This is a genomic window from Methylobacterium sp. JK268, assembly GCF_054052225.1.
The window spans coordinates 117,496-133,694 of sequence record NZ_JBSVZN010000022.1 but is presented as its reverse complement, the minus strand read 5'-3'; the positions used below and the strand labels follow the sequence as shown (position 1 = coordinate 133,694).

Here is a 16,199-nt window from a genome sequence, read left to right as displayed (position 1 = left end):
CCCGATCCGGTGCGAAGGTCACTGGTAGCCTCTGTGATCGGGGGCCGCACCCTGCCTCCCTGTCGCGCGGAAGCGTCAGCGCAGGGCGAGGACGAGCAGGCTTCCGGCGATGATCCAGAGCGCGAGGCTCGACCACAGCGCCCGTTTCGTCTCCAGCCGCACCTTCCGCTCCAGGCGGGCGGCGTCGCGCGGGCCGTCCTCGTCGAGGCGGATCAGCACGCGCTTCAAGCGCTGCGACAGGTCGGGCGCGTCCGCCACCACGTCGGCGAGCGTCAGGGCCGCGCGGCCCGCCTGCTCGACCCGCCCGATCGGCCCGAGATTGCGGGCGAGCCAGGTCCGCACCACCGGCTCGGCGGTGGTCCACATGTCGAGGCGCGGATCGAGCGAGCGGGCGACGCCCTCGACCACCACCATGGTCTTCTGGAGCATCACCAATTCGGTGCGGGTGCTCATGTCGAACAAAGCCGTCACGTCGAACAGCAGGGTGAGCACCTTCGCCATCGAGATCTCGTCGGCGCGGCGCTGGTGGATCGGCTCGCCGATCGCCCGGATCGCCTGCGCGAAATCGTCGACCGCGTGGTGGGAGGGCACGTAGCCCGCCTCGAAATGCACCTCGGCCACCCGCCGGTAGTCGCGCAGGATGAAGCCGAGCAGGATCTCGGCGAGGAAGCGCCGCTCCTTCAGGCCGAGCCGGCCCATGATGCCGAAATCCACCGCCGCGAGGCGGCCCATCGGGTCGACGAACAGGTTCCCGGGATGCATGTCGGCGTGGAAGAAGCCGTCCCGGATGGCGTGGCGCAGGAAGGACTGGATCACCGTGCGCCCGAGCGCCGCCGTATCGTGGCCCGCCGCCACGATCGCCGCGCGGTCGTTGAGGCGGATGCCGTCGATCCATTCGCTCGCCAGCACGTCGCGGCCGGTCAGCTCCCAGACCGGCTGGGGCACGCGGAAATCCTCGTCCGCCTTGATGTTCTCGGCGAATTCCGAGAGCGCGGCGGCCTCCAGCCGCAGGTCCATCTCCATGGCGACCGAGCGGGCCAGGGTCTCGACCACCTCGCGCGGGCGCAGCCGCTCGGCCTCCGGGCGCAGCACCTCGACCACCCGGGCCATGAAGCGCATGGCCTGGATGTCGCGGGCGAAGCGCTCGCGCACGCCCGGCCGCATCACCTTCACGGCGACGGTGCGCTCGGTCCCGTTCGCCTCGCGGATCCGCGCCTGGTGGACCTGCGCGATCGAGGCGGCGGCGATGGGCGGGCTGAAGGACAGGAACAGCTCGCCGAGGGGACGCCCGAGCGTCTCCTCGATCGTCGCCACGGCGACCGCCTGCGGGAAGGGCGGCACCCGGTCCTGCAGGCTCTCCAGGTCGCGGGCGGCCGCGACCCCGACGATGTCCGGGCGGGTCGCCAGGAACTGGCCGAACTTCACGTAGGAGGGGCCGAGCCGCGTCAGGGCCTTGGGCAGCCGGGCGGTCGGCCCGAGGCCGCGGCGCTCCAAGCGTCGGCCGAGGCGCAGGAAGGCGCGCAGGTGCGGGGGCAGCGCGCCCGCGTCCACGAAGGCGAGCGCCCCCTCGCGGGCCAGCACCCAGCCGACCTCGATGCCGCGCAGGAGGTGGATGATCGCGCTCAGCACGACGGGCGGGCTCCGCGGGCGGGATCTCTCACGCGATCTTCCAGCCCGAATGGATGGCGCAGATCCCGCCCGAGAGCGGCCGGTGGGTGACGCGGGCGAAGCCCGCCTCCTCGATCATGCCCGCGAAGGCGCCGGGCGTCGGGAAGCGGCGGATCGACTCGACGAGGTAGCGGTAGGATTCGCGGTCGCCCGCCACCAGCTCGCCGATCCGCGGGATCACCCGGAACGAGTAGGCGTCGTAGATCCGGTCGAGGCCCGGCACGTCGACGCGGGAGAATTCGAGGCACAGGAACCGCCCGCCGGGCTTGAGCACCCGGTGGGCCTCCGCCAGCGCCAGGGGGATGCGCGGCACGTTCCGGATCCCGAAGGCGATCGTGTAGGCGTCGAAGGTGCCGTCGGGGAGCGGCAGCGCCTCGGCGTTGCCGGCCACGAAGTCGATCCGGCCGGGAAACCGCTCGCCCGCCCGCTCGCGCCCGACGCCGAGCATCGCGTCGTTGATGTCGAGCACCGTGACGTCGGTCTCCGGCCCGCCCGCCTCCAGGGTCCGGAAGGCGATGTCGCCGGTGCCGCCCGCCACGTCGAGGAGCCGGAACGGCCGGGTCCGCGAGGGCCGCAGGGTCGAGATCAGCGCGCTCTTCCAGGCCCGGTGCAGGCCGCCCGACATCAGGTCGTTCATCAGGTCGTAGCGGCGGGCGACCGACCGGAAGACCTCGTTGACGCGCCCCTGCTTCTCGTCGAGGGGCACGCGGGCGAAGCCGAAATCGGTGCTGGTCTCGTCGGCGGCCATCGGTCCCTCCTGCGGCCGCCTGCATAGCGGGTGAGCGCCGGAATCACCATCTGGCGGGGATCCTTTCGGGTGCGGTTCTTCGCGCAGCCGCCCCATCCCGCTCGCGGAGTCCCATGCCCGAACTGCCCGAAGTCGAGACCGTGCGCCGGGGCCTGGAGCCCGCCCTCGTCGGCGCGCGCTTCGCCCAGGTCCATCTCGCCCGCCCGGACCTGCGCTTTCCCCTGCCCGCGCGCTTCGCCGCCCGCCTCACGGGCGCGCGGGTCGAGTCCCTGTCGCGGCGCGCCAAGTACCTCGTGGCGGACCTCTCCTCGGGCGAGGCGCTGATCATGCATCTGGGCATGAGCGGGCGCTTCGACGTGGTGCTCCCGGACGGGCGCCAGGTCTCGCCGGGCGACTTCTACCTCGACGGGGCGCTGGGGCAGGCCAAGCACGACCACGTCGTGTTCGGGCTCTCGAACGGGGCGCGGGTCACCTACAACGACGTGCGCCGCTTCGGCTTCATGGACCTCGTCTCGGCCCGGGACCTCGCGACCTGCCGCCACTTCGCCGGGATGGGGATCGAGCCCCTCGGCAACGAACTGTCGGGGGAGGCGGTGGCGCGGCTGTTCCGGGGGCGGCGCACGCCCGTCAAGGCGGCGCTGCTCGACCAGCGGCTGATCGCCGGGCTCGGCAACATCTACGTCTGCGAGGCGCTCCACCGCGCGCGCCTGCATCCCGAGATGCCGGCCGGCGCCCTCGCGGACGCGGCGGGGCGGCCGACGAAGGCCGCCGGCCGCCTCGCGCAGGTGATCCGGGACGTGCTCAACGAGGCGGTCGCGGCCGGCGGCTCCACCCTGCGCGACTACGCGCAGACGGACGGGAGCCAGGGCGGGTTCCAGCACGTCTTCCGCGTCTACGACCGGGAGGGGCTCGCCTGCACGGCGCGGGGCTGCCGGGGCGCGGTGCGGCGGATCGTGCAGGCCGGGCGCTCGACCTTCTTCTGCGAGCGCTGCCAGCCGCCGCCCTGAGGCGGGCGCGGCCGATGTGCGCTCCCGCACATGGGCCCGCTCGGTTCCGGTCTATGTCTGTACATGCCGGATGCGATGGCGTCGCGTCCGGCAGCCCTCGATGGGCGTTTCCTCCCTAGACTTCGGGCCGCTCCGCGAGGGGCGGCTTCTTTTTGTGTCGCGCGCCGTCGTGGTACGCGGGGCCGAGGCGGCGCGAAAGCGGGCCTTCCGCCCTAGGCCGAAGCGGACCGGCCTATGCCGAGGTGGTGGGCCTGCGCCCGCGCGACCCGCAGCGCGGCCCGGCCGGCCCGGCTCGCGGGGGGCGGCACGGGCTCGCCCGCCCAGGCGCGCCGCTTGAGGGCGAGGAGATCGGGATCGCCCCAGCGCGCGAGCAGGGCCTGGAAGGCCTCGTGGCGGGCGCGGTCGAAGGCGCCGGCCGCGTCGAGGGGATGGGGCGGCTGGATCATCGCGATCGGCACCAGCCCGGGCGGGATCGGCGCCGTGGCGGCGTGGCGGCGGCGCAGCCGCAGGAGCTTCGGCAGGACCTGCAGCCGCGCGTCCTGCCCGGTCCCGGGGGCCGCCTCGGCCCGGTGCGCGCCGGCCAGCGCCACGCGGTCGCAGGGCAGGGCGAGCAGGGCCGCGAGACCATCCTCCTCCTCCAGGACCGACGACCCGCAGCGGGCGCGCAAAGGCGCGGCGGCCTCCGGGTCCGGCGCCCGCAGGCAGAGGCGCAGGCCCGGCAGCCCGACGCCGAGGTCGAAGAGCGGCGCCCCCCGATCCTGCGGGCGCACCGCCAAGCGGTCGGGGCCGAGCGCCGTCACCCGGTCGGGCGCGCCGGCCGGGAGGTCGCGGGCGGGGAGGCAGAGCGCGACGGCGTGGCTCCAGGCCTCGCCCGCGAGCGCGGTCTCGTAGGCGACGGCCGTGAGTCGCCCGAGGGGCCCGAAAGCGAGCGCCCCGCCCGCCACCGCGCGGCCGAGCCGTCCGGCGAGCGGGATCCCCGGCGCCGCGATGCGGATCGCCGCCCCGTAGGGACCGAGGGTCCAGACCGTCGCGGGCTCCGCCAGCGCCGACGCGACGAGGTCGCGCAGGGCGGTCGCGTCCTCGCGGGGGCTCACCGGGTCGCTCCGCCTTGAGCGCAGCGCAGCAAACCGTTACCTGTGCGCGGGCAGGGGGCACCTGCGCTGGTGAGGACGTGAGCGTGCAGGATCCGTCTCCGTCGATCCCGGAGCCCGAGGCCGGCCCCCGCAAACGGGTCAGCGTCCGGGGGCGCCTGCGGAACTACTTCTTCACGGGCGTCATCGTCGCCGGGCCGCTGGCCATCACGATCTACATCACGTGGTGGTGCGTCAGCCTGATCGACAGCTGGGTCAAGCCGCTGCTCCCCAGCACCTACCTGCCCGACCATTACCTGCCCTTCAACATCCCGGGCCTCGGCCTGCTGATCGCCTTCGTGGCGCTCACCCTGCTCGGCGCCTTCACGGCGAACCTCGTCGGGCGCTCGGTGGTCGAGTTCGGCGAGGTGCTGCTCGCCCGCACGCCGGTGATCTCCGGCCTCTACCGGGGCCTGCGCCAGGTCTTCGAGACCCTGTTCTCCACGAGCGGCACCTCGTTCCGGACGGTCGGCCTGGTGGAGTTTCCCGTCAAGGGCACGTGGTCGGTGGTGTTCCTGTCCGCGCCCGCCGGGCCGGACGTCCAGGCCGCCCTGCCGCCGAGCGGCGACTACGTCGGGGTGTTCCTGCCCTGCGCGCCCAACCCGACCACGGGCTTCTTCTTCTACCTGCCGCGCGCCGAGGTGATCGAACTGCCGATCAGCGTCGACGACGCGGCCAAGCTGGTGATGTCGGCCGGCGTGATCCAGCCCGAGGAGGCCCAGACGCGCCTCCAGGCCATGGCCGCGGGCCTGCGGGCGGCCCAGGTCGGCCCCGTCGAGGTGCCGGCCCGGGACACCCAGGACGCCTGACCGCGCGCCGGGCGTCCGCTCACGCGAGCGCGCGCGCCGCGGTCGCCACCTTGCGGACGACCTCGTCCACCTCGCCGGAGGCCTGCCGGATGCGGTCGATGCTGGCCTGAACCTCGGCCACCTGCGTGGCGGCGCTCTGCATGTTGACCGACATGTCCCGGGTGACGGCGGTCTGCTGGGCGACGGCGGCCGAGACGCTGAGCGAGATGCCGCTCAGGTGCCCGATCGCCTCGGTGACGGAGCGGATCACGCCGACGGCGTCCTTGGTCGCGTCCTGCACGGCGACGATCTGGCGGCCGATCTCCTCCGTGGCGCGGGTCGACTGCTCGGCCAGCGCCTTCACCTCCGCGGCCACCACCGCGAAGCCCTTCCCGGCCGCCCCCGCCCGCGCGGCCTCGATGGTGGCGTTGAGCGCCAGCAGGTTGGTCTGATCGGCGAGGCCGTGGATCGCCGAGACGACCGCGCCGATCCGGTCCGCGGCCGCGGTCAGTCCCGCGACCGTGGCGCCGGCCTGCTCCGCCCGTCGCACCGCGTCGTCCGAGGTCGCCTTCGCCTCCTCGGCGTGGCGGTTCAGCTCGGCGATCGAGGAGGCGAATTCCTCCGCGCCGGCCGCCACGGCCTGCACGTTCGACGCCGCTTGGCCCGTGCTCTCGGCCACCGCGCGGACCTGCCCGTCCACCGCCGCCACCGCGCCCGCCGCCACCTGGAGGTCGGCGTCGATGGCGCGCTGGCCCTCCGCCCGGCGCATCCGGGCGCGCACGCGATCGGTCATGTCCATGGCGAACTTCACGACGGCGCAAGGGCGGCCGTCCGCGTCGAGCACGGGGTTGTAGGCGCCGAAGATCCAGACCTCCCGGCCGCCCTTGCCGATGCGGCGGAACTCCCCGGACTGGAACTCGCCGGCCGCGAGCGCCTGCCAGAAGGCCTGGTAGGCGGGCGTGCCGTGCTCGTCCGGCGACAGGAACATCCGGTGGTGCCGTCCCCGGATCTCGTCGAGGGTGTATCCGAGCACCCGCAGGACGTTCGCGTTGGCGTCGACGATGGTGCCGTCGAGCGCGAAGTGGATCACGGCCTGCGAGCGGCCGACCGCCGCGAGTTCGGCGGCGAGGGCGGCGTCCCGGTCGCGCTGCTCCGTGATGTCGGTGGCGAGCTTCATCACCCGCACCGGGCGGCCGGTGCGCCCCAGGACCGGGCTGTACGAGGCCTGGATCCAGAGCCGCCGCCCGCCCTTGCCGACGCGGCGGAAGACGCGCGCCTGCGGCTGGCCGTCCCGCAGGGCTTGCCAGAATGCGCGGTAATCCGGCGTATCCTGCTCCTCGGCCGGGACGAACAGGCTGTGATGCTGGCCCCGCACCTCGTCGAAGCGGTAGCCCAGCATGCCCAGGAAAAGATCGTTCGCGGCAAGGACGCGACCGTCCATGTCGAACTCGATCCGGCCCTGCGATCGGTCGATGGCGGCCAATGCTGCCGATTCCCGAGAGAAAAACGTCACGACTCCGCCCCAATCTCGAAACGAAAGCTGTCAATAGGAAATGAAAGTGAAAATTCAGTAAAATTGACATTGATCTGCGGCGAGCTGGCTTATTCTGTATTTGGAGATACGATTATTTTTCTAACAGTCATGATTCTCTTCATGGACTATATGATGCAAGTAATGACAAGGAATGGAGCAATGATGCCGTCATGTCGGCGCGCCGTGTGCTGCAACAGTGTTTTGCGGCCGGCCTCCGGGGATCTGGTCCAAGTCCGGCATCGGAGGCGTCCGGTCGGTCGAAACGACGGCGTCCCTCGCCGCCCTCGCGCGGCGACCGAGGGCGCCCTCGGCCCGAGATCCCGCGTCCGCCGTGATTCCGGCGATGGACAGCATGCCTGCCGTAAGATGATTGATAACCGATCGTGATCGAAAGGCGCGACCTACCGCGGGTGTCGAGAAATTTCAGCGCGTCCGCGCCGATGAGCGCCGTCTCGACGGCGATGGCCAGCGCTCTCACCGGGAGATCGCGACCGAGACCGCGCAGGACGGCGGCCATCGCGGGCCTGCCGCCGGTGTGTTGCGCGACCGCGAGCTGAGAGCAGCGATCGGCAACGCGCTCGACCGCGCTGTCGTCGTCGTGGCGCGGGCCGTTCGCGTCGATGGCGAGAGGGCTCACTGGGAAACATCCGGCGGGGAGAGGCGATCGATGGCGGCGCGCCTGGCGAATGAGGCGCTGTCCTGTGCACGCTCAATCGGAAACGCGATGGTCTCAGCTCTTCGTCCCGCGGCGCGATGCCGGAGCCGGCGGACCGCGCGGCCCCTCCGGGTCCTGAGCCTCAGAACGCCGACCGGAGGGAGGCGCGGGACGCGCTCAGCGCTGACGGATGCATTCAGATCCGATCATGCGGCATCTCGCCGAGGAAAATGCGATCCGGCTCATACGGTCGCAAGCCCGCCTTGATCAACCTGTCCAACTGTTTCGAAAAATGATCGGGATTGTCGAGATCAAGATCTTTGAATTCTGAAAAATGATACCGCCACCATTGTTGTTCAAGCAAATTATTGATCGTGTTTTGGCTGAAACGCATCTTGATGATCTGGGCGGGATTGCCTCCGACGATCGCGTATGGTGGAACATCTTTAACGACGACGGATTTTGCGGCGACCACTGCGCCGCTGCCGATGGCGAGGCCCGGCATGAGGGTGGCGCCGGCTCCGATCCAGACATCGCTGCCGATCACCGGCATCTCTTTCTTCGAGATCTGCCTGAAGTTATCATAGTTGGTATTGTGGTCGATGATGGCCTGTTTCGCGATGCTGAACTGGCCGTCGTAGAAGACCGACGAGGTGCTGATTTTCTCGAGCGGGTGCCGAGGAAACGGCACCAGCAATCCTCCGGCGATCGAGCAGTATCGGCCGACCTTCATGGATGGTTCAAGGTAAGACCAGCTGTAGGAGAACGCGCCCATCTCGCAAAGGGAGCCGCCTTCCAGGAACGCGCAGTAAGGTTCCACGGAAGTCTGTTCATCGAAGCTGATGGTGGCGCCGACATCAAAACGATTCGTTTCCAGAGACGCCGTGGAGAAGATACGCCGATCAAGTAACCACCGAATGCTGTCCTGGTTCAGCCGAACATGCATCATAACTCTCCGTCACAAAGGCTGATGATCCTAACAGGGAATCCGGTACGCGCGCGTTGTAGGAATAGAAATTTGATAATCGTGCGACTATTCGAAAGCATCGTCGTGGTGATGGCGGGCCCTGAAGTCATCGGGGTTCCGTCTCATGGCTGGTGAGGGGCCGTCAAGATCGCGAGATGTAGCTCGATTGAACTGATCGATCGCGATCGAGCCGAATTCGCGGAGGTCGGAGACAGCCTCGACCGTCCGCCACCCGTCCGGTGTGACGGTGGGGAGGGGCTCGTGGATGTCACGCCCAGCGATGGCGGTGAGGCCCTGGTTCGCGTCCCGGCTGGGCCCGAGCGCCGCGAACGATCCAGAAGAGACCGCGACCGCCCCGGCGGCCGGCCGGATGCGCGACCTCGGGAAGGGGATGGAGGCGGCTACGCCGGTGCGGTGCGCCGAACCGGCCGGTCCGCGCCGTGCCGGATGTCGGTTTGAGCCGAGGTCTCCACGCCCCGATCTGGTTCCTCGTTCGACCGCGCTCGTCCCCCGGGACGTGCGATCCGAGGGGCCTCGCAGCCCGGAGGTCTCGGAGTGGCAATGGTCGGAGCGGCGGGATTCGAACCCACGACCCTAGTTCCCCAGGCAGGGGCCAATCGCTGAATTTGCAGGAGAATCCTGCAAAACGCCTCACAGGCGTTCGTTCTTCGTATGTTCAGACCTGCCTGCGTCATATTGTCATGACAACAGCAGCGCAGCCGAGTGGTTCGAGAGCGGCAGCGACGTGGAGGCGGCCAGGACGATGAGCGACGCGGCATGGACACGTCCTGCGTCGAACAGGACGAGAGCGACACTGGCTCAGGGCCGGTGGCGGCTCGGCCCGGCAGATCGAGGTCTGGATCCTCACTGTGTCCCGGGTGTGCGACGCCGGAAACGCCTCCACTGGGTTAGTGCAGCGATCCGCCAAGATCTAGGGCAGTCGGGCGATGATCGCGTCAGCACAGCGGAACACTCTCTGCAGTCCGCGCTGCTGGCTGCTCCGAGCCGGTTTGGTTAAGCTACAGCTCAGAGACTCGGGCGGGATCCAGAGACCGTGCGCCAAGGTGACGAACCGGACGAGCCGCAGCGACAGGCGCCCCCTGCCGAGCAGCGTCTCAGAACATCCACCGAAGCGCGCGACGAAGCCTGGGGCGAGCTGCGCGTCGCGCGCAGCTTCGAGGCTGAGGTCGCCGCAATCATGAGCGCCCTCGCGCAGGCGCCAGGCGACGCTGACCGCGTTCTGCACCTCATCATCGAAAGCAGCACGCGGCTGTTCGCCGCGACGAGCGTCTCGATCCATCTCGCGGCGGACGACGCGGCTTCGCGCCAAGTCTGGGTCGGCGCTAACGCGCAGCGGGTCGGTCGAGCCTCTCCCTCCACCAGCGGCGGCGGCCTGCCGGGCGTGGTGGTGTCGCAGGACCGTTCGATTCACGTCGCTGACCTCGACGATCCCGATGCGTCCGTGGCGGACTGGCCCGGCCTCTCCGAGGCGCGCGCGGCCGGCGCCCGGGCGTTGAGCGGCACGCCGCTGCGTCGAGAGGGCCGGGCCGTCGGCGCCCTGATGGTTTTTCGCGACAGGCCGCTGCCTTTCACGCGGGACGAGCTCGCGCTTCAGCGGACCTTCGCGGATCAGGCCGTCATCGCCATCGAGATCGCGCGTCTGCGCGAGCAGGTACAGGCGCGGACGCGCGATCTCGAGGAATCGCTCGCGCGGCAGACGGCGACCGCCGACGTGCTGAAGGCGATCAGCCGCTCCGCCTTCGATCTCGACGGCGTGCTCGTGACTCTGGTCGAAGCCGCGCGCGACCTCTGCCGCGCCTCCATCGCCTCGATCAGCGTCGTCAGCGACGGCTTCCTGCGCTTTCGCGCGTTGGCCGGCGGCAACCCCGAATTCGAGGCGTTCCTGCGCGGACATCCGTTTCCCATCGCCGCGCCGACGCGGGCCAACAACGCCGGTCGCGTGCTGCTGACACAGGCGGCCTCCTACGTGGAGGACGTCGCCAACGAGCCAGACTACGCCTTCGGCAGCGCGCCTCGCCTGGGCGGGTTCCGCAGTCTGCTCGGCGTTCCTCTGATGCGCGACGGGGACGTGATCGGTGTTTTCCAGATCGGCGCGCCCGAGCCTGGCGCCCTGAGCCCGCGGCAGATCGATCTCGTCGCCGCCTTCGCCGATCAGGCGGTGATCGCCATCGAGAACGCACGATTGATCGAAGAGGTACGGGCGCGCACGCGCGAAGTCGAGGAAGCGCTCGCGCAGCAGACCGCCACGGCGGAGGTCCTGAAGACGATCAGCCGTTCCGCCTTCGACCTTCAAAAGGTGCTCGACACGCTGATCGCCTCGGCGGCTCCGCTGGCGGGTGCCGACAGCGGACTGATCTATCTTCGGCGCGACGACGCCTTCTACGTTCAGGCGCATTTCGATCCGGGATCGGAGCCGGACTTCGTGGAACTGCTGAAGAGCCGACCGCAGCGGCCGGGCCGCGGGTCGGTCGGCGCGCGGGTGCTGCTGACCGGCGACATCGTGCATGTTCCCGACAATCGGCTCGAACCGGACTACGATCCGGCGCTTCTGGCCGCCACGGTCAGTCGCGCGGTGCTGGGCGTGCCGCTGAAGCGGGACGGAGCGATCGTTGGCGCGATCGCGCTGGCGCGACGCGACCCGGGCTCGTTCACCACGCGGCACATCGAGCTCGCCCAAACCTTCGCGGATCAGGCCGTGATCGCGATTGAGAACTCGCGGTTGCTCGGTGAAGTCCAGACCCGCACGTGGGAGCTGGAGCGGTCGCTCGACGATCTGCGCAACGCTCAGAACCGGTTGGTGCAGTCGGAGAAGCTCGCTTCGCTCGGTCAGCTCACCGCCGGGATCGCCCACGAGATCAAGAACCCGCTCAACTTCGTCAACAACTTCGCCTCCGTATCGCGTGAACTGATAGAAGAATTGCGCGAAACTCTGAAGGCGCTTCCGGAGGACGCGAAGGCAGACGCGCACGAACTGATGGACATGATCGCTTCGAATCTCGAAAAGGTCGCGAGCCACGGCAAGCGCGCTGACTCCATCGTCAAGAACATGCTCCTCCATGCGCGCGAAGGCTCCGGCGAGTGCGCGAGCGTCGACGTCAACGCGATGGTGGAGGAGGCGCTGAACCTCGGTTACCAGAGTGTGCGGGCCGAGAAGCCCGGCTTCGATGTGACGCTCGAAAAGAATTTCGATCCCGAAGCGGGCGAAGCCGATCTCCATCTGCAGGAAATCACGCGCGTGCTTCTCAACCTGATTTCGAACGGGTTCTACGCCGTAGCCTCGCGCAAGGAGATGGCAGGCTCGGACTACGCGCCGACCTTGACGGCGGCGACCCGCAACCTCGGCGACCGGGTTGAGATTCGGATCCGCGATAATGGAACCGGCGTTCCCGAAGAGGTGCGGGCGAAGATGTTCAATCCGTTCTTCACCACCAAGCCGGCGGGCGAAGGCACGGGCCTGGGTCTCAGTCTCAGCCACGACATCGTCGTCAAGCAGCATGGCGGAACGTTGGACGTCGAGACGGCGCCGAACGCCTTCACCGAGTTGGTCGTCACGCTGCCGCGCAGGATAGCCGGGGCAGGGCGGCTGGGCGGGCGGCAGGCTGGCGAGGCCGCGGGACCGGACGGCAGCCGAGAAAGGATGCGGTGAAGGGCTCGCATAACCGGCCGCTGAGCGCAGGCTCGGTGCGTCGCGCCAGTTTGCAGAATGGTTTGCAAACTGGCTTCCGGGCAGAGAGTGGGACTTCCTCTGGCCCTCTGGAGAGAAATGGTCGGAGCGGCGGGATTCGAACCCACGACCCCTAGTCCCCCAGACTAGTGCGCTAACCGGGCTGCGCTACGCTCCGACGGCCCGGCGGGGCGCGGGGCGCCGCCAGGCGAGGGGGTCTTAGCCGTCCCGGTTTCCGGGCGCAACCCCCTATCGCGGGGGGAAGCCCGGTCCGGCGGGCCGCTCAGAGCGACCGCAGCAGGGTGTCGGCGCTCGACACCTCGGCCTTGGAGGGCGTGTCCTCGACGTTGAGGGCGCGCACCACGCCGTCCTCCACCAGCATCGCGTAGCGCTTCGAGCGCACGCCGAGGCCGAAGCCCGTCCCGTCCATGTCCAGGCCCACCGCCTTGGCGAAGTCGCCGTTGCCGTCGGCCAGGAAGGTGATGCCCTCCGCGCCCGCCGCCTTCGACCACGCGTCGAGGACGAAGACGTCGTTGACCGAGGTCACCGCGATCGCGTCGACCCCGTGCGCCAGGATCTCGCTCTTCTTCTCCACGTAGCCCGGCAGGTGGTTGCGGTGGCAGGTCGGCGTGAAGGCGCCCGGCACCGCCACCAGCACCACGCGGCGGCCCTTGAACACGTCGTCGGTGGTCTTGGCCGCGGGTCCCTCCGGCGTCATCACGCGGAAGGTCGCCTGCGGCAGGTGATCGCCAACCTGGATCGTCATCGTGCTCTCCCGAGGGTGACGGCCGCGGGCACCGCATCGCCCGGGCGGGGCGCCCGGCCCGCGGCACCGCTCCGGCCGAGCCGGCCCCGCTCTAGCGCGACCACTCGCGGGTGTCGAGGTTGGCCTCCGTGGTCACCGGGCGCTGGCCGGGGCTCGCCAGGATCAGGCTCAGGGGAAGTCGGTCGGAGGCCGCCGGCGGGCGCTCCAGCACGGGGATGCGGAACAGCACGGTGCCGGGGGCCTCCGGCAGGGGACGCGGCGGGGGCAGCAGGAGCCACCCGGGCGGGGCCGCGACGAAGAGGTCGGCCCGGGCGCCGCCGGGCACCCGCGCCCGCACGGCGACGAAGAGCCGCCCGGCGAGGCCCGGCGGCTCGGGCGTCGCGCCGAGCACCGTGAGCGGTCCCTCGCCGAGGGGCACCGGCCGGGGCGAGGCCGCCACCGCCTCCGCCACCCGCGGATCGCCCACCGCCGCGGCGTCGGCCGGGAGCGTCAGCGACAGGTCGGCCCGCACCGGGATGCAGATGGCGTTGCAGACGCCGTAATCGAGGCGCAGGCGCAGGGCCACCGGCGCCGCCGGATCCCTCGGCACCACCCGCAGCGGCAGCACGACCCGGTCCTCGTAGCCGAACACCACGTCGCCGGCCTCCGACAGGCGGCGGGGCACCGGCCAGAGCACGTCCAAGGCGGCGACGTTGCGCGAGGCCGACCAGTCGATGGCGGGCGGCACGCCGGCCTCGCCCGGATCGCGCCAGAAGGTCTTGAAGCCGCGGTCGAGCAGGATCTCCAGGCCGGCATAGCGCTGGCCCTCCGCCTGCCCGCCGGGGATCAGCCGCGCCCGCGCGTGCAGGCCCGAGGCCCAGGCGGAGGCCGCCCGGGCGGGCGGCGCCGCGGCGAGCGCGGCGAGGAGCGGCACGGCGAGGCGGGCGGTCCGGCACCACGAGCGGGCGACAGGGGTCATCGGGCGACAGGGGTCATCGGGCGACAGGGGTCATCGGGCGAAACGGGTCATGGAGGCGACATCACGGGGTCTGAATCACGGGCTCGGGGTCGTGGTCTCGACGGGCTGTCGGGCCGGGCTCCGGCGATGGGCGGCCCTCGCGAGGGGGCAGCGTACCAGCCGCGGGCGGGTCCGGACCAGGAACGTTCGCGCGAGCCGCCGGGATCCCGCGGCGGGAGGGCGTCCCGGCGGCGACGCGCGACGTCGTCCCGCGGCCGGACCGCCGGTTTGAGCATGGACAATGGCGGGCCGGGGCGTAGCATATCGGCATGCGCACGCGTTCCGATCCTGGCGCGACGGCGGCGACCGGCCAGCCCTCCGCGGAGAACTACCTCGACGGGCAGCTCCTGGTCGCGATGCCGGGCATGGCCGACGATCGTTTCGCCCGGTCCGTCGTCTACCTCTGCGCCCACTCGGCCGAGGGCGCGATGGGGATCATCGTCAACAAGGCCGCGGCCGACCTCAACATGCCGGACCTGTTGGTCCAGCTCGACATCATCCGGCGCGACGACGCCATCCGGCTGCCGCACCGGGTCGGGGGCATGCCGGTGCTGATGGGCGGTCCGGTGGAGTCGAGCCGGGGCTTCGTCCTGCACTCCCCCGACTTCCACATCGACCAGTCGACCCTGCTGATCGACGACGGCATCTGCCTCACGGCCACCGTCGACATCCTGCGGGCGATCGCGGCCGGGACCGGGCCGCGCGACGCCGTCCTGGCCCTCGGCTACGCGGGCTGGCAGGCGGGACAGCTGGAGAGCGAGATCCAGGCGAATGGCTGGCTGCACTGCCCGGCCGATCCGGACCTGATCTTCGGCACCGCCCTCGACGCGAAGTACGACCGCGCCCTGCGGGCGATCGGCATCGAGCCCGCCATGCTCTCGACGACCGCCGGCCACGCCTGAGTGCGGCCGGCCCGCCGGGGGTCAGGGGGCCGAGCTGGTGACCACCGCCGCCCTTTTCCGGGCGCATGCAGCGTCAGCGGAATGCGACCCGGAAACCAGCGCAAGACGTCGCGCAGCGACCGCTTGTCAGCACGGCTGCTGACATCCGGAGCCGCTTCGCGGCAGATTCCTGTGCTGGATTCCGGATCTCCTTCCGCTGACGCTGCAGTCGTCCGGAAAAGGGGGTGTCCGTGAGAGAGCCGATGCCGCCCGGTTTCAATTCACCTCCTCTCGAATTTTCAACGCCAAGCCCAAGGTTCCGAATTCCGGGCTTGACGACAATTCGAGAACGGAACCAGCGATCATCTGGAGGTGACCGCGGGCCTCACTCCTGCGAGTCGGCGAAGCCCGGGTTCATGCCGTCCGCGGGCGGCGGCCGGCGCCGGACCGGGCGGGGAACGTTGCTGGCGGTCGGGCTCGCGCTGCCGGTCGCGAGGCCGAGCCGCGTCGCCAGGGACAGCACCCGCGCCTCGGTGACGCGCAGGTGGCAGAAGCCGTGCACCCCCTCGCGCGCGTAGGCGCGGCACATCTGCTCGCGGTCCGCCGAGAACGCCGCCTGCTCGGCGACGATGGGGCGGACGTCCTCGCGGCGGGCGCGCTGCGTCATCACCTTGTAGTTCTCGCGCACGGAGCGGTCGGCGGCGCCGCGGGCGGAATCGAATTCCTGGGCGCGCGGCACCAGGGCGGCCGGGCCCGGCCCCCACAGGCCCTTCGGGGTGGTGGCGCAGTCGATGGCCTGGAAGACGCAGACGTCGGGCTCCGTCAGCGGGGTGACGAGCACGCTGCCCTCCAGGATCTCCATCCGCAGCGGGCAGACCGGGTCCGCGGAGGCGAACCGCGTCACGCCGCTGGGACGGCCCTGGTCGGCGAGGGGCACCGGCGCGCCCTTGTTGAGCGAGACCCGGCAGGATTCGGTCGGCTGCGAGATCTTGGTGCCCTCGAGCGTGATGCGGGCGGTGAGCCCGCCCTGCGCGGCACGCTCGATCCGCAGCGTGCCGGCGCTGCCGTTCTCCTGCAGGTCCTGGCCGATCACCGTGTCCTCGCCGGGCACCCGGATCACCACCGGCTTCGGCGGCGGGGGCGGCGCCGGGCGCACGTCCTGGGGCGGTGGCGCGTCCATGGGGGCCGGCGGCGGCGCGACGTGCGGCGCGGGCTGGGGCTTGGCCGCCCGTCCGATGCCGAACAGCTGCTCGAAGAAGTTCTGGGCATGCGCCGGAGCGGGCAGGGCGGCCACGGCGAGGGCCAGGACCAGGGGGCGGAACGCGGGCATCAGGCTCCTGAGCAGGCTGCGGACGAGGAGCCCGGCGCCCGGG

12 protein-coding genes and 1 tRNA gene are annotated in these 16,199 nt (G+C 70.8%); 4 read left to right on the top strand and 9 right to left on the bottom strand.

What is annotated here, in order from left to right; translation table 11 throughout:
• Positions 1-75: 75 nt before the first annotated feature.
• Both ubiB and ubiE read right to left on the bottom strand, forming a co-directional pair.
• Complete coding sequence (gene ubiB, locus ACW9J6_RS22240) at positions 76-1,629, bottom strand: 2-polyprenylphenol 6-hydroxylase (protein WP_457118691.1); 1,554 nt, start codon at positions 1,627-1,629, stop codon at positions 76-78.
• Between the two features lie 28 nt (positions 1,630-1,657).
• Positions 1,658-2,416: a bifunctional demethylmenaquinone methyltransferase/2-methoxy-6-polyprenyl-1,4-benzoquinol methylase UbiE gene (gene ubiE / locus ACW9J6_RS22235; protein WP_457118690.1), complete on the bottom strand. Its 759-nt coding sequence runs from the start codon at positions 2,414-2,416 to the stop codon at positions 1,658-1,660.
• A gap of 113 nt (positions 2,417-2,529) precedes the next feature.
• On the opposite strand from ubiE, the gene mutM reads away from it, so the two are divergent.
• Positions 2,530-3,423 carry a bifunctional DNA-formamidopyrimidine glycosylase/DNA-(apurinic or apyrimidinic site) lyase gene (gene mutM / locus ACW9J6_RS22230; RefSeq protein WP_457118689.1) on the top strand — a complete coding sequence of 298 codons (894 nt, stop codon included), beginning with the start codon at positions 2,530-2,532 and terminating at the stop codon, positions 3,421-3,423.
• Between the two features lie 212 nt (positions 3,424-3,635).
• Here mutM and ACW9J6_RS22225 read toward each other — a convergent pair whose 3' ends face one another.
• Positions 3,636-4,517, bottom strand: coding sequence for a DUF6925 family protein (locus ACW9J6_RS22225; protein ID WP_457118688.1), 882 nt, complete (start codon positions 4,515-4,517; stop codon positions 3,636-3,638).
• 83 nt (positions 4,518-4,600) lie between these two features.
• On the opposite strand from ACW9J6_RS22225, the gene ACW9J6_RS22220 reads away from it, so the two are divergent.
• Positions 4,601-5,362 carry a DUF502 domain-containing protein gene (locus ACW9J6_RS22220; RefSeq protein ID WP_457118687.1) on the top strand — a complete coding sequence of 254 codons (762 nt, stop codon included), beginning with the start codon at positions 4,601-4,603 and terminating at the stop codon, positions 5,360-5,362.
• Positions 5,363-5,381: 19 nt separating this feature from the next.
• Here the strand turns inward: ACW9J6_RS22220 and ACW9J6_RS22215 are convergent, their stop codons facing one another.
• Complete coding sequence (locus tag ACW9J6_RS22215; protein WP_457118686.1) at positions 5,382-6,854, bottom strand: methyl-accepting chemotaxis protein; 1,473 nt, start codon at positions 6,852-6,854, stop codon at positions 5,382-5,384.
• 872 nt (positions 6,855-7,726) lie between these two features.
• A complete protein-coding gene (locus ACW9J6_RS22210; RefSeq protein ID WP_457118685.1) occupies positions 7,727-8,476 on the bottom strand; it encodes a CatB-related O-acetyltransferase in 750 nt (249 codons plus the stop codon).
• Positions 8,477-9,551: 1,075 nt separating this feature from the next.
• On the opposite strand from ACW9J6_RS22210, the gene ACW9J6_RS22205 reads away from it, so the two are divergent.
• On the top strand, positions 9,552-12,164 hold the full coding sequence (locus ACW9J6_RS22205; RefSeq protein WP_457118684.1) for a GAF domain-containing protein: 2,613 nt from the start codon (positions 9,552-9,554) through the stop codon (positions 12,162-12,164).
• Positions 12,165-12,282: 118 nt separating this feature from the next.
• Here the strand turns inward: ACW9J6_RS22205 and ACW9J6_RS22200 are convergent.
• The 3 genes from ACW9J6_RS22200 to ACW9J6_RS22190 all read right to left on the bottom strand — a co-directional run bounded on the left by ACW9J6_RS22200 (position 12,283) and on the right by ACW9J6_RS22190 (position 13,906).
• A tRNA-Pro gene (locus ACW9J6_RS22200) sits at positions 12,283-12,360 on the bottom strand.
• A gap of 105 nt (positions 12,361-12,465) precedes the next feature.
• Positions 12,466-12,948 (bottom strand): redoxin family protein, encoded by a 483-nt coding sequence (locus ACW9J6_RS22195; RefSeq protein WP_457118683.1) that lies wholly within the window; start codon positions 12,946-12,948, stop codon positions 12,466-12,468.
• Between the two features lie 91 nt (positions 12,949-13,039).
• Positions 13,040-13,906, bottom strand: a complete 867-nt coding sequence (locus tag ACW9J6_RS22190; protein ID WP_457118682.1) for a protein-disulfide reductase DsbD domain-containing protein — start codon at positions 13,904-13,906, stop codon at positions 13,040-13,042.
• 308 nt (positions 13,907-14,214) lie between these two features.
• Here ACW9J6_RS22190 and ACW9J6_RS22185 point away from each other — a divergent pair, with 308 nt between their 5' ends.
• Entirely contained in the window at positions 14,215-14,847 is a 633-nt protein-coding gene (locus tag ACW9J6_RS22185) for a YqgE/AlgH family protein (protein WP_457118681.1), read from the top strand.
• 364 nt (positions 14,848-15,211) lie between these two features.
• Here the strand turns inward: ACW9J6_RS22185 and ACW9J6_RS22180 are convergent, their stop codons facing one another.
• Positions 15,212-16,156: a hypothetical protein gene (locus ACW9J6_RS22180; RefSeq protein ID WP_457118680.1), complete on the bottom strand. Its 945-nt coding sequence runs from the start codon at positions 16,154-16,156 to the stop codon at positions 15,212-15,214.
• Positions 16,157-16,199 lie beyond the last annotated feature (43 nt).

Excerpts from the sequence above, each read along its gene's own strand:
- ACW9J6_RS22190 (WP_457118682.1), bottom strand. The coding sequence starts at position 13,906 with ATGACCCCTGTCGCCCGCTCGTGGTGCCGGACCGCCCGCCTCGCCGTG.
- ubiE (WP_457118690.1), bottom strand. The coding sequence starts at position 2,416 with ATGGCCGCCGACGAGACCAGCACCGATTTCGGCTTCGCCCGCGTGCCC.
- ACW9J6_RS22210 (WP_457118685.1), bottom strand. The coding sequence starts at position 8,476 with ATGCATGTTCGGCTGAACCAGGACAGCATTCGGTGGTTACTTGATCGG.
- ACW9J6_RS22185 (WP_457118681.1), top strand. The coding sequence starts at position 14,215 with ATGCGCACGCGTTCCGATCCTGGCGCGACGGCGGCGACCGGCCAGCCC.
- ACW9J6_RS22180 (WP_457118680.1), bottom strand. The coding sequence starts at position 16,156 with ATGCCCGCGTTCCGCCCCCTGGTCCTGGCCCTCGCCGTGGCCGCCCTG.
- mutM (WP_457118689.1), top strand. The coding sequence starts at position 2,530 with ATGCCCGAACTGCCCGAAGTCGAGACCGTGCGCCGGGGCCTGGAGCCC.
- ACW9J6_RS22195 (WP_457118683.1), bottom strand. The coding sequence starts at position 12,948 with ATGACGATCCAGGTTGGCGATCACCTGCCGCAGGCGACCTTCCGCGTG.